Raw genomic sequence first — 13,576 nt, 5'->3', positions numbered from 1 at the left:
AAAATTTTATCTGAAAATGTAATATAATATATTAGTTAAACATATTGCAAATGAAGAAAGTATAAGCATTATAAATTTCTATTAATTTGTAAATAAATATTTCATATGTTTTTAAAAAATATATCCCTCATATTTAAAAAAATAAATAATAGACAACATATAAATTATTTTTTTGCTTAAAGAATAATTTTATTTGTACATATAAGTAATTAAAATTATAAATACAACAGAGTTTACATTTAAATTTCAATTCCTACTGGTTACAACTGAAGTATTAGAAAAATCAATAAAAAATAAGATTATATATTTGTCATATTTAATTTTGTATAAATTATATTTTATATGACTATCAACGTAAATGGAGAGCTAATAGATTTTTCAGAGCCTAAAATTGCCGGAATCTTAAATCTAACTGAAGATTCTTTTTATGATGGAGGCAAATATTCTTCTATGGATAAAGCTTTAAAACAAACGGAAAAATTAATTATAGATGGGGCTGATTTTATAGATATAGGTGGTCAATCTACACGTCCTGGTGCTGATTTTTTATCTGCTGAAGTAGAATTAAAAAGAATAATTCCTGTTCTTAGACAAATAAAAAAAGAATTTCCAGATTCTAAGATTTCCGTAGACACTTTTTGGTCAAAAGTAGCGGAAGAAACAGTCAATGAAGGCGCAGGAATGATAAATGATATTTCCGGTGGAAATATTGATGAAAATATGTTTTCAACTATAGGGCGTTTGAAAGTTCCTTATGTTCTTATGCACATGAAAGGGACTCCTAAAACTATGTCTCAACAAACTAATTACAAAGATCTTATATTAGACATAAATTATTTCTTTTCAGAAAAGATAAACGAATTAAAAGAATTGGGTGTTAATGATATTCTTTTAGATCCGGGATTTGGATTTAGCAAAACTTTGGAACAAAACTATGAAATAATGAAAAACCTGGACAAATTCGCTATCTTCAATCTTCCTTTATATGTAGGTATATCCCGTAAAGGAATGATATATAAATTATTAAATACCACTGCCCAGAAAATTCTTACCCCAACTTCTGCTTTACATTTGTATGCTTTAGAACATGGAGCTCATTTACTCCGGGTTCATGATGTAAAAGAAGCAAAAGAAATAATAAAATTATGGGAAATGTTGAGATAGTTTTAAAAATATTTATAATTTTATTACCTCATTTTTTGTATGCAAAATTCAGAAATTATTTTGGTAAATATTACAGGGGCAGATAAACCTGGTATTACTAGTGCTTTAACTCATATATTAGGAAAATATAACGCTAAAATTTTAGATATAGGACAAGCTAATATCCACCATTCACTATCTTTAGCTTTAATTTTTATGTCTAAAAATGGAAATTCAGGAAATATTCTGAAAGAAATACTTTTTAAGGCTAATGAATTAAATATTAATGTACGTTTTTCTGCATTAACGCAACAGGAATATTCTGATTGGGTAAAAGTACAGGGAAAAAATCGCTATATAATTCATATTTTAGGAAAAGAGTTAAATGCAAATCAAATTTCTATTGTTTCCGAAGTTCTACTTAAATTTAAACTAAACATTGAAAGAATAATTCGTCTTACTCAGAGAATCCCTTTAAATAAACAAATTAATCGTACTTGTTTTGAATTTGCCGTAAGAGGAAATCTTACTAATATAAGAGAAATTCAAAAAAAATTTTTAATCATCTCTTCTGAATTAAATATTGATATAGCTTTGCAAGAGGAAAATAAATATCGGAGAATGCGTAGATTAATCTGTTTTGATATGGACTCTACTTTAATTCAGACCGAGGTAATTGATGAATTAGCGGAAAAAGCAGGAGTTGGCAAAGAAGTAAAAGCTATTACGGAATCCGCTATGAATGGTGAAATTGATTTTTGTGAAAGTTTTAAAAGGCGTATAAAGCTATTAAAAGGTTTAGACCAGTCAATATTAGAAAAAATAGCAAAAAAACTTCCTATAACTGAAGGGTTAGAAAGACTAATGATTATTCTTAAAAAAAGTGGTTATAAAACTGCTATAATATCTGGTGGTTTTACTTATTTCGGAAATTATTTAAAAGAAAAGTTTGGTTTTGATTATGTTTTTGCTAATACTTTAGATATTGTTGATGGTAAGTTAACTGGAAAATATATAGGTGACATAGTTGATGGCAAAAAGAAAGCTGAATATCTAAAATTTTTAGCTCAAAAAGAAAATATTGATATTCAACAAACAGTAGCTGTAGGAGATGGTGCCAATGATTTACCTATGCTTTCTATTGCCGGATTAGGTATCGCTTTTCATGCAAAAAAAACAGTTAAAGAAAATGCAAAACATTCACTTTCTACAATTGGATTAGATGGAATTTTATATTTTTTAGGATACAAAGATTCCTCAGAAGATATAGAAATGTTAAACATATCTTGAAAAAGATTTTTTACTGATTTACTCCGGACATTTCTTTGCCATCTCCCGATTTTAACCTTCGGAATATAAATGTAGATAGGATTGTTATCAACCCTAAAACAATAAAGGTTGCTTTAAAAGTAAAAATTACATCTTTAAATATTTTAGAAGCATCAAATCCTCTTAAAATCATTGAACTTACAGAAATTCCAAAACTTATTGATAATTGTTGAGTTACTGATAACATAGTATTCCCATGACTAGCATTTTTAAGAGTTAAATCTGCTAATGAAATACTATTCATAGATGCCATTTGAATAGAATTAATAGCTCCATATAAAATTAAAATAGGAATGAAATACACTAAAGGTGTATTTTTATTAGGTAATGCAAATAATGAAATAATAAAACCTAATAGTAAGGTATTAATAATCAGCAATTTTCTATACCCAAAATATTTTACTAAAGGAACTACCCAAGATTTAGCTATCACTGTAGTAATGGCTGAAAAAATAAGCATGATTCCAGCAATAAATGGTTTTTTCCCATAACCTACTTGTAACATTAACGGAAGCATAAGGGGAACTCCCCCAACTCCTAAACGAGTAGCTAAATTCCCTATAATCCCTATTCTTAAAGTCCTTATTTTAAATATATTTAAATTTATTAGAGGAGAATATGTATGTTTTGAATATATAACATAGATTACTAATAAAAAGAAACCTAAAAGGAAAGTAATTAAAAATTCCCATAAATTAGAAGTTTGATCTCCACCAAATTCCAAGCTCAAAGAAAGCAAAACTAATCCCAATCCGAATAAAAATAAACCTATAAAATCAAATTTACCTTTTTCTCTTTTATAATTGGGCACTACTTTCAATGATAAAAAAATTCCCATAAATCCAATAGGAATATTAATTAAAAATATCCAATGCCATGAAGCTACTTGTACTAACCACCCTCCTAAGGTTGGTCCTATTACTGAGCCAATCAGTCCGGGCATAGTAACAAAATTAATAACTTTAAGAAGTTGATTTTTAGGATAGGTATACAAAAGTATCAAACGTGATACAGGTACCATCATAGATCCTCCAATTGCCTGTATAATTCTTGTTATTATTAGCAATTCTAAAGTTTTTGATAAAGCACAGGCTAAAGAACCTATGGTAAATATAGCTACCGCCATAATAAAAATATTACGCGATCCAAATTTATCTGAAAGCCATCCACTTAAGGGGATTAATAAAGCTAAAGTAAGAGTATATGCTATGATAATTGAATGCATTTCTAAGGGAGATCTATGTAATTTATTAGCAATAGATGGTAAGGCTGTGTTTAGAATTGTACCATCTAAAGATTGCATAAACATAGCAATGGCCCCTACCCAAGGTAGCCATTTAGATATTTTTACCTCCTGCATAAATTATTTTTAGATTGTCATGTAAATAATGTAATAAAAAAGTTAAAATTATAATATAAAATTGATTTGATAGACTCACTTGTTATTTTATATTTCACCAATAAATGTTTTATAAAACAGATAATAAATGTGCTTTTTCTAAATTCTTTTAAAAAGAAATTTAAATCAAAGATAAAACCAATTTTCAGAGTAAACCTAAATATCTAAAAATAAATTAGTTTTAGTAAAAATGTTATGGATTAGATTAATTACCTTTTGAGTAGAAAAAAACAATTCTTTTTTTTCTTCATTTTTTAAATCATTAATCTCTATCTTCCAAATAAACCTGTTAAAAGGCAAAATTTTAAATTCAAAAATATCATCTTTTATTAATCCCAATATAACATCTTCTAAAGAATTTAGCTTAGAAAAAATTTCGATAGCTTGAGACTCTAAGACAGGTAGTGCTTCTTTTTTATTAATAGAAAGTAAATTCGGTTTATTTTCCAGATAAATATAAATCATTTATTTATTTAAAAATTTTGACTTTGTGATGAGATTAAAACGCCAAAGCAACATTATAGATACGAATCCCAGACCTAAACAAAGACCTATCCAAGTTCCTACTGCTCCCATTTTTTGGTAAATGCATAAATAATATCCTATAGGTAGAGCGATAACCACATAAGAAATAAAACTTATTATTGTTGGTACAACCACATCTCTCATACCTCGTAAACTTCCAATACATACAACCTGTATACCGTCAAAAATTTGGAAAAATGCTGTAATTATAACCAATTTTGAAGCTATGGAAATTACTTCTATTTTATCTTTAGAAAAATATATTAATGGAAGTTGATTTTTAAAAAGAATAAAAATTATTCCACATAAAGCCATGAAACCTGTTACCACGTAAATACTTGCCATTCCTGCTTTCCTCATATCAGAAACATTTCTCTTTCCATAAAAACCTGCAACTCTTACTGTGGCAGCTACAGCAAATCCATTGCATATCTGAAAAGTCATTGAAGCTAAATTAGAAGTGACTGAGTGAGCAGAAGTATCTAAAAAACTATGCATACCGGCAATAAAAGATGCTGCTGCAAAAGAAGTAATTTCAAATAAGGATTGTAATGAAGAAGGCAAACCTATAGATATCAATTTCCTATAATAAGCTATATTATAATTTTTCCATTTTACTAATTTTAAATAAGCAGATGATTTTTTATTTACATGTAAAACAAAAATTAGTAAAAACATCATAAAAATACGCGATATTAAAGTTGCTGTAGCAGAACCCTTTACTCCCATTTCTGGAAAACCCCAATACCCATACACTAATCCATAATTTAATATAATATTTATTGCATTAGAAGTAATTGTAGCTATAGTAACTAAAATTGTCATTGATATCCCTTCAGAAAACTGTCTATAAGACTGAAAAATCATTAGAGGTAGTAAACTATAAGCACTTATATTTAAAAATTGAATAGCATCAGGTATAACAGACGGATCTTGATGGGCTTTATGTAATAAAGGGGATCCTAATTCTAACATAATTATGATAAATAATGCAAGCCCTACATTCATTGTCATTCCATGGGTGAATATCTTTGAAATTCTAGTATTATTATTTTTAGCTACCGAAGAAGATATTAATGGAGACATTGAGAATGAAAATCCTAATAAAAAAACTAAAAATATTATAAAAACACTGGTTGCTAATGAAGCAGATGCAACAGCTCTCTCACCTAAACCTGCTATAATTATAATATCAATAAAATTAACTGAAACCTGCCCCAATTGAGTAATTACTACAGGCAAAGCTAATTTTGTGTTTGCTTTAATATGTTCTTTTAAATTCATAAATTATTAGAATTTTAGTAGAGCTTGCAAAAATATAAATAAAAGGTGATATTTATAAATGTTATTTCTTGTTTTAATAATCATTAAATGCATAAGCCATAAATACATGGATCTATTTTATATTTGTAGAAATTTTATTTTTTTATAAAAATATACTGGTGACATAATGCTGTTTGTCTTATATACTTAGACTTTTAAAACTCATTATTGGGTCTACTCAAATCTGAATAAAACTACAGGAAAATTTTTCAAGAAATTAATTATATAAAGTGTCAAATTTTATTATATTTAATCTATAGTCCGACTTAAAATAAGTACCTTTGCACCAGCTATAATCAGAGAGACAATAATCTAATACATGAAGAATCCGGTTAAAGAAAGCTATGCTTTCCAGAAAATTATAGTCATTGTAGGTTGTATTTTATTTCTTGTTAAATTATCTGCTTGGTATCTTACAAAATCTGTTTCCATACTTACCGATACTTTAGAAAGTACAATCAATATACTTGCTGGTTTATTTTCTTTGTATAGTTTATTTATCTCTTCTAAACCTAAAGATCGTGATCATCCTTATGGACATGGAAAAATTGAATTTATTTCAGCAGGTGTAGAAGGAGGCTTAATTACAATTGCCGGTTTTATTATAATTTTTGAATCTATTAAAAATTTGTTTATTTCTCATTCTATTTCCAAATTGGATTATGGGATAGTATTGGTAACGGCAAGCGGATTTGTAAATTATATTTTAGGGGTAATAGCCATACAAAAAGGAAAAAAAAATAAATCTTTAGCTTTGGTTTCAGGTGGAGAACATTTAAAATCCGATACCTACTCAACTATAGGGTTAGTTATAGGTTTAATACTAATTTATTTTACTCATTTTTTTTGGTTAGATAGTATTATTGCATTATTTTTTGGAGGAATTATTATTTACACAGGAATAAAAATTATAAGAAAATCTTTAGCTGGTATTATGGATGAAGCCGATGAGGATTTAATAAAAGAACTTGTACAAACATTAGAAAAGAAACGTAATGATAATTGGATAGATATCCATAATGTAAGGTTTATAAAATATGGAAGTAGTTTGCATTTAGATAGCCATTTAACCATGCCATGGTATTTTAACTTAAAAGAGTCTGATAAGGAATTACGTTCACTAGAAAAAATTATAAAAGATAATTTTGGAAATCGTTTTGAAATGTTTGTACATGTTGATGGATGTGAAGATTATTCATGCCAAATATGTCAGAAAAAGGATTGTCCTGTAAGAAAGTACCCTTTTAAACAAAAAATTACATGGACCATAGAAAATATAGAATTGAATAGAAACCATAGTCTTGAAAATTTAAATTTATGAATAAACCGGTGAAATATCTTAAAATTGAAAAAAAAATCTTTACCTCTCCATTAGGGAAAATTGGATATATTGTTATATTTGTTCTATTAGGAGCTATCTTTATGAGTATTTTGGATTTTATATTATATGGATTTATAGATAATTTTTTTTTAACAAAGTTTATTTTTAATGGTGAAATGAGTTTTTCCCGATGGTTTAGCTTAATATATAGCCAATACAGCTATTCTTATTTAAAAATATTATTTTTCGGTATTATATTTTTATTTATAGCCATTTATAGAACTAAAACTTTAACCAAAATTTTTTCTAAATAATTTTATAATGAAAAATTAAATTAAAGTTTACATAAAATTAAATTCGTGATTATACTACCTTATCTGAAACAGTTATTCGAATTATAATAAAAAAAGAAAATTTTAGTTAAAAAAATAAATTCCGAATTAATTTCATCATTCGGAATTTAATATTTTATTATTTATTCAAAATTTCGGAAAGAACTTCTTTTATTATATTGGATTTTTTTTGTACCTCTTCATGGGTCCATAATAAGGAAATAGGTATGGTAACAGTCCTACTTATTACAGCATCTGATTTAGAATAATCGGCACTTGCATAATTAGGTAATAATTCTTTATGTTCTTTATATAAAGGAGCTAATGTTTTAACTAATTTTAAATGATCCCATTTTTTAATATAATGCCAGTTATTATCAAACCAATAAGCATTTCCTATACCTTTAGCTGATAGAGCTAAAGAAGCTTTTCTAGCCAACTCTTCAGTTGTAAGAAATATACTAAAAAAAGAGGCATTATCGCCTTCTTCATCTAAAATTTTTCTAAAACTTACCCCTTCTATTTCTTTTAATGCATTTTTAAGTATTTTTTTATTTTCTCTTTGTATAGAAAGAATTTCATCTAACCTCTCAAACTGAGCAAGTCCTACAGCTGCATGTAATTCAGAGATTCTGTAATTTAATCCTAAATTAGGATGATTTTCCGCACCTCTATTATTTCCTATATGGTCATGACCATGATCTGTATATTGATCTGTATGAATATAATATTTTTTATTATTAGTTAGTACAGCTCCTCCTTCTCCACATGTTACGGTTTTTACAAAATCAAAGGAAAAACAACCTAAATCTCCAATTGTCCCTAAATATTTTCCTTTATAAGTAGCTCCAAATGATTGACATGCATCTTCTATAAGAAGAATATTGTGTTTTTTTGCAATTTCCTTAAGAGCTGTAAGATCTGCCATTGCGCCACACATGTGCACTGGCATAATCACCTTAGTTCTAGGCGTAATCGCTTGTTCTACAGATTTAGGATCTAATGTGAGTGTATCATCAATATCAACTAATATAGGAATTGCTCCAACGCTTAATACTGCTTCAAAACTAGCAACAAAAGTAAAAGTAGGTAGTATTACCTCATCCCCTGCACCTATTCCTGCTGCATTTAAAGCTGTGAGCAATGCTGTGGTACCACTGCTTGTAAGCTGTACATGTTCTACCTTCATTCTTTTTTGAATTGCTTGCTCAAATTCCTTAGCTTTCCAATGATTGTTTCGTAAAGATTCAAAATTATAGCGCATTAATATTCCGCTTTCTATAACGTCATTCAGGTGTTTTTTTTCATTATCACCCCAAAGTTCATATCCTGGCATAATATATAATATTTGTGTTTATTTACTTTAATAATACCTAATTGCAAAGTTACTCATTCGCTATGATATTAGAATAAAATAGAAATAAAAAAGAGAGGGTGTATACCAGCAGGGTTGATTTCTAAGAAAAGTAATTGTATATTAACTAATTAAATTTCTAAGTGGCAGAAAGTCAATTAACTGTTATACCCCTCCATTAAGGATGACTTATTTTTCAAAAAACTCTTTTAACTTATGGTCACCAAAATTAATACTTTTATTTTAAATAGTAATTAAAATTACACTAAAATAAATTTATTAAAAAAATAACTTAAACTTTTTTTACAAATAGTAATATTATAAAAAATTGATTAATCTATTAACAATTAATGTATTTGAAGTAACTATATATTTGTTTTCTAGTTCAAAACCAAACTTTTAGAATAAGTTTATATTTTTTAAAATATAGAAATAGAAAAATTTTGTTTTAAACATTAATTTCTAATTCGATTGTTTTAAAATAATTTATAGCTTAAAATTATTTTTTTATATTCTTTTTTTTATTAAATATTATTTAAATATCTATAAAATTATATTTATATATTTGTGTATATCAATAAATGATCATATAAAAATATACTACATATGAGAAATCTATCTTTATTTTCCTTCTTTATATTTTTTATCATAGTATTTAATAATTTTTGTAATAGCCAAACAGTTTCTCCTGTTATTATAAAAGATCATAATGAAACAAAAAATTCTATTAATATAGATTGTAATTATAAATTTGAAAATAAAGCACATGGCATTAAGTTTACTGTAGAATATCCTGAAATCAATAAACCTTTAGATTATACTGTCTCATCTATAAATTATACACCTTATGGAAATTTTAGTGAAGGAAAAGAAATTATAATTGACAAAGACGATAAATGGAGTGATGAAATTAAGCTGCCATTCGACTTTTGTTTTTATGGTAATACCTTTAAATCTATTGTAGTAGGAGATAATGGAGTTATAAGTTTTAATGCCGCCGAATATGCCTCTACAGAATGTCCTTATACTATTGCTGGCCCAATTCCGAATGTATCTCTTATGCGTAATACTATTTTTGGGGCTTATCATGACATGACCAATGATAGTAAAGCCTTTGGTTGCGCTAATATTGGTAATTGTGGAAAAATTACTATGGCTACCTATGGCTCAAAACCTTTTAGAACTGTAGTTATCAATTATTTTAATATGAATCATTTTAACTGCGATAATAAAAAATCTACACTTCAAGTTGTTCTTTATGAAACTACTAATATAATAGATGTTTTTATAAAGGATAAACCCTTAACGTGTGCTGCTGGAAATGAAAAACAAGCACTTATAGGATTAACCAATGGAAGTGAAAAAAATCCTATAGGTATTTTTCCACCCAACAGAAATAAAGGAATATGGGAAACACAAAATGAGGCTTGGCGTTTTACTCCAAAAGGAAAAATTAAAACTTCAATAGAGTGGTATGATGATAACAATAATTTAATAGGGACTGGAGAAAGTGTTATTGTATATCCTTCAAGTAATACTTCTTATAAAGCTAAAATTTTGTATAATACTTGTTCAGAAACTTATCTTTCCGGTACCATTCAAGTTATTTTTGATAAGGAATTTCCTACAGCTAAAAAAATAGATAAAAATAAATGTTTTGATGGAAATTTCCCTAACAAAGTTGACTTTAATTCATTGGCACTTGAATCTATTGGATCACAAAAAAATGTTACTTATAGTTTTCATAATTCTGTAGATGATGCTATAAATTATCAAAACTCAATAAACGGGCTTGATAATTATTCGATGATGGCTGATTCAAAAACTTTTTATTTAAGAGTTGAAAAAACTAAAACCTGTTTTACAGTGGTTCCGTTAACTATAAAACTATTTAAAACTCCCAAATTAAGAGACAAACAAGAAATTCAATTTTGTTCTAATAAAAAAAATAATCCGTTAACCTTATATACCAAGGATTTATGCGAATCAATTGAAAATTATGCAGATTGGATGAATGTAGAATATTATTATTCTTATGAAGATGCCCAAAAACAAATTAGCCCGATAAATTCTCTTGAAATACATTTACCAGACAAAAAAAAGTTATATCTACGCATATATAATAAAAATTTTGAGGAATGTTCGCAAATTATTACTGCTCAATTTTCTTTTCCCACTAGCATAGAGTTACCAACTATGAATATCATAACCTGTGGAAATGTTAAAGGTGAATATAAAGACCTAACGGTTTATGAAAAATTGGTTACCGATTATAAAAAATATCATTTTACCTATCACAAAAGTAATCAGGATGCTCTTAAGGGAATAAATCCTATAGATAACCCGAAGCATTATCCTGTAAATACATATGATGTGTACTATGTAAGAATAAATAACTATGATAATAAATATTGTCCTCCAATAGGAGAAATAATAATTACAGAGGCTGAGACTTCCGTAAAACCTTTAATAAAATATATATGTGATAATAATGATAAAGGAAAAACCAATGTAAATCTAAATGATTTCTTCAAAGAAATGGTTGGCTCCGCTAATATTTCGTTAATTGGCTTTTATTATGACAAAAATGCAACTATCCCTGTTTCTAATCCTAATGTATTTGAAATATCTCAAAATTTTATTAACGTTTATGTAAAATTTCATGATTTTAAATTTAATTGTGATTTTAATCAACCTATTGACATTTATTTTTATACTAAAGTAAAAAAAATACCTTCTTTCGAAATTTGTGATATGGGGCATGATGGTAAAGAAAAATTCTCATTACAAAACTTGAATAAAATTATGCTTGACGGATACCCTAGCGAAACCAAAGTCACTTATTATAATTCGCCAACTTTAGATTCATCCATCACTGATATACTATTGACCCAAGATACAGATGTCTATATAAAAGTTGAATTAAAAAATAATTGTTTTTTTACTTATAAAATTAGATTATTATTAGTTAATCATAGTTTTGCTGAAACTAAAGACTATACAGTAAAACTATGTGATAATAATTCTGATAATAGTGAAATTGTAAATCTTACAGAATATAATAATTTCTTAATTAGTAATACTACAGGATATAATTTTTCTTATTTTGAAAGTTATGATGATGCACACGATAATTTAAAACCTATTATTAATTTTACTAATTATGCTGTTAATTTTCCAAAAACCATTTATGTAAGAATAAATGATGATTCTTCCTGTTTCAACATTTCTAAATTAAATTTTCAAGATATTAATACCATAGAAGCGGTTGATTATATTTCTAACTTATGTAATTATGAAAATAGACCTCCAATAAATTTAATGGATTATGCAAAGAAAGAAATGTTAAAATCTAATATTTCAGATATAAATATAAATTTTTATTATTCAAAAGATGGAGCTATTAAAGAACTTAATTCAGATTTAATTCCCGTTTCTCAAATTAATAATTACCCGATTAATTCTACTCAATCCTATGTATGGGTAAGATTTAATAATACAATCAATAATTGCTACACCATTCGTAGTATTGAAATCAATATTATTCCGCTTCCCAAATTAGTAGACAGTAAATATTTAGTTTGTGATGATAATTTTGACGGCATCTTTTCAATATGGTTAGAAAAACTTAAAAATGAAGTAATTGCAGATACTAATGAATATACTTTTTCTTATTTTCATTCCCAACAAGATGCGGATGACAATATAAATCCAATCCCCTATCCGGATAAAAAAGAATTTATCATTACTTCTTTTCCCAAAGATATTTATGTAAAAGCTACTAATAAATTTAATTGTAGTTCTGTAAAAAAAGTAACTCTTTACACATTAAATAAAATACCAATAGATAAAACTCCTGAAATTATAAATTGTGACGAAGACTTTGACGGTATTACAACTTTTGATCTCACTTCGGTTTCTGATCAAATCAGTTTAGTTAAAGACGTATACTATGAATATTATCATAACCAGTCAGATGCTCAAAATCAAATAAATAAAATTAGCAATCCCGAAAATTATAAAAATATCAACCCGGTTAATGAGGTAGTTTATGTAAGAATATCTTCTCGAACTTCTTCATACTGTCCTTCTATAGGTTCCATTAAACTTACTGTATTACCTGTTCCGAAAAGTTCTTTAAAATCCGGATATAAAATATGTCCGGATGGAGAAACTATAATTATTGATGCTAATACGGGAAATGTTGATGATTTTTACGAATGGAGTAATGGTGAAAAGGGAACAAATCTGCATAAAATTACGATCAATGCTTCAGGTCATTACTGGGTAACAATTACGGGAACTAACGGATGTAAATACACATATAAAACATTTGTATCCGAATATGAAAAAGTTAAAATAAAACAAATCATTGCCGGTAAAGACTATATTAAAATTATTGCTGAAGGTCCGAAACCCCTTGAATATTCCATGGACAATATTACTTGGCAAAAAAGTAACACCTTTAGCAATTTAGAGCCTTCTACTTATTCTATTTATGTAAGGTCTAAAACATCACTCTGTAAACCTACAACAGCAAAAAGTATTATTTTTAAAATTAATAATTTAATAACTCCTAATGGAGATTCTCATAATGATAATTGGACATTATGTGGTTTAGATCTGTTTGATGGAATTCCTTCGCGTTTACAAATTTTTGATCGTTATGGAAAATTAGTATTTGAAGAATCATCAACTACTTGTTTTTCTTGGAATGGTTACTATCTAGGCAGGATATTACCCACCAATTCTTATTGGTATATTATAAACATAGCTGATGGTAGAAAATTTACCGGATGGATTTTATTAAAAAATTATGATCATTTATAATAAAAAATGACACAATTAAA

9 protein-coding genes are annotated in these 13,576 nt (G+C 27.0%); 5 read left to right on the top strand and 4 right to left on the bottom strand.

What is annotated here, in order from left to right; all coding sequences use genetic code 11:
• Window positions 1-342: 342 nt before the first annotated feature.
• Together folP and serB are read left to right on the top strand one after the other, a co-directional pair.
• Window positions 343-1,164: a dihydropteroate synthase gene (gene folP / locus C4S76_RS08690; protein ID WP_105194079.1), complete on the top strand. Its 822-nt coding sequence runs from the start codon at window positions 343-345 to the stop codon at window positions 1,162-1,164.
• A 39-nt stretch (window positions 1,165-1,203) separates the two neighbouring features.
• On the top strand, window positions 1,204-2,433 hold the full coding sequence (gene serB, locus C4S76_RS08685; protein ID WP_105194078.1) for a phosphoserine phosphatase SerB: 1,230 nt from the start codon (window positions 1,204-1,206) through the stop codon (window positions 2,431-2,433).
• A gap of 10 nt (window positions 2,434-2,443) precedes the next feature.
• On the opposite strand, the gene C4S76_RS08680 is transcribed toward serB, so the two are convergent.
• The 3 genes from C4S76_RS08680 to C4S76_RS08670 all read right to left on the bottom strand — a co-directional run bounded on the left by C4S76_RS08680 (window position 2,444) and on the right by C4S76_RS08670 (window position 5,680).
• Entirely contained in the window at window positions 2,444-3,832 is a 1,389-nt protein-coding gene (locus C4S76_RS08680; RefSeq protein WP_105194077.1) for a DHA2 family efflux MFS transporter permease subunit, read from the bottom strand.
• A gap of 195 nt (window positions 3,833-4,027) precedes the next feature.
• Entirely contained in the window at window positions 4,028-4,336 is a 309-nt protein-coding gene (locus C4S76_RS08675) for a hypothetical protein (protein ID WP_105194076.1), read from the bottom strand.
• Window positions 4,337-5,680, bottom strand: coding sequence for an MATE family efflux transporter (locus C4S76_RS08670; RefSeq protein ID WP_105194075.1), 1,344 nt, complete (start codon window positions 5,678-5,680; stop codon window positions 4,337-4,339). It lies immediately after the preceding gene.
• 358 nt (window positions 5,681-6,038) lie between these two features.
• Here C4S76_RS08670 and C4S76_RS08665 point away from each other — a divergent pair, with 358 nt between their 5' ends.
• Together C4S76_RS08665 and C4S76_RS08660 are read left to right on the top strand one after the other, a co-directional pair.
• Window positions 6,039-7,040: a cation diffusion facilitator family transporter gene (locus tag C4S76_RS08665; protein ID WP_105194074.1), complete on the top strand. Its 1,002-nt coding sequence runs from the start codon at window positions 6,039-6,041 to the stop codon at window positions 7,038-7,040.
• Window positions 7,037-7,354, top strand: a complete 318-nt coding sequence (locus C4S76_RS08660) for a hypothetical protein (RefSeq protein ID WP_105194073.1) — start codon at window positions 7,037-7,039, stop codon at window positions 7,352-7,354. The genes C4S76_RS08665 and C4S76_RS08660 overlap by 4 nt, the downstream gene beginning before the upstream one ends.
• 157 nt (window positions 7,355-7,511) lie before the next feature.
• On the opposite strand, the gene C4S76_RS08655 is transcribed toward C4S76_RS08660, so the two are convergent.
• Window positions 7,512-8,708, bottom strand: a complete 1,197-nt coding sequence (locus C4S76_RS08655; protein WP_105194072.1) for a DegT/DnrJ/EryC1/StrS family aminotransferase — start codon at window positions 8,706-8,708, stop codon at window positions 7,512-7,514.
• Window positions 8,709-9,332: 624 nt separating this feature from the next.
• Between C4S76_RS08655 and C4S76_RS08650 the strand changes: the two genes are divergently transcribed.
• Window positions 9,333-13,556 carry a T9SS type B sorting domain-containing protein gene (locus C4S76_RS08650; protein WP_105194071.1) on the top strand — a complete coding sequence of 1,408 codons (4,224 nt, stop codon included), beginning with the start codon at window positions 9,333-9,335 and terminating at the stop codon, window positions 13,554-13,556.
• Window positions 13,557-13,576 lie beyond the last annotated feature (20 nt).

It is taken from the genome of Apibacter adventoris (assembly GCF_002964965.1).
Classification (GTDB): domain Bacteria; phylum Bacteroidota; class Bacteroidia; order Flavobacteriales; family Weeksellaceae; genus Apibacter; species Apibacter adventoris.
The sequence above is the reverse complement of the archived record's forward strand: the minus strand, read 5'-3'. Positions and strand labels throughout refer to the sequence as shown.

Bases quoted from the DNA above. Each gene is read 5' to 3' on its own strand.
- C4S76_RS08675 (WP_105194076.1), bottom strand. From the start codon at position 4,336: ATGATTTATATTTATCTGGAAAATAAACCGAATTTACTTTCTATTAAT.
- serB (WP_105194078.1), top strand. From the start codon at position 1,204: ATGCAAAATTCAGAAATTATTTTGGTAAATATTACAGGGGCAGATAAA.
- C4S76_RS08665 (WP_105194074.1), top strand. From the start codon at position 6,039: ATGAAGAATCCGGTTAAAGAAAGCTATGCTTTCCAGAAAATTATAGTC.
- folP (WP_105194079.1), top strand. From the start codon at position 343: ATGACTATCAACGTAAATGGAGAGCTAATAGATTTTTCAGAGCCTAAA.
- C4S76_RS08650 (WP_105194071.1), top strand. From the start codon at position 9,333: ATGAGAAATCTATCTTTATTTTCCTTCTTTATATTTTTTATCATAGTA.
- C4S76_RS08680 (WP_105194077.1), bottom strand. From the start codon at position 3,832: ATGCAGGAGGTAAAAATATCTAAATGGCTACCTTGGGTAGGGGCCATT.
- C4S76_RS08660 (WP_105194073.1), top strand. From the start codon at position 7,037: ATGAATAAACCGGTGAAATATCTTAAAATTGAAAAAAAAATCTTTACC.
- C4S76_RS08655 (WP_105194072.1), bottom strand. From the start codon at position 8,708: ATGCCAGGATATGAACTTTGGGGTGATAATGAAAAAAAACACCTGAAT.
- C4S76_RS08670 (WP_105194075.1), bottom strand. From the start codon at position 5,680: ATGAATTTAAAAGAACATATTAAAGCAAACACAAAATTAGCTTTGCCT.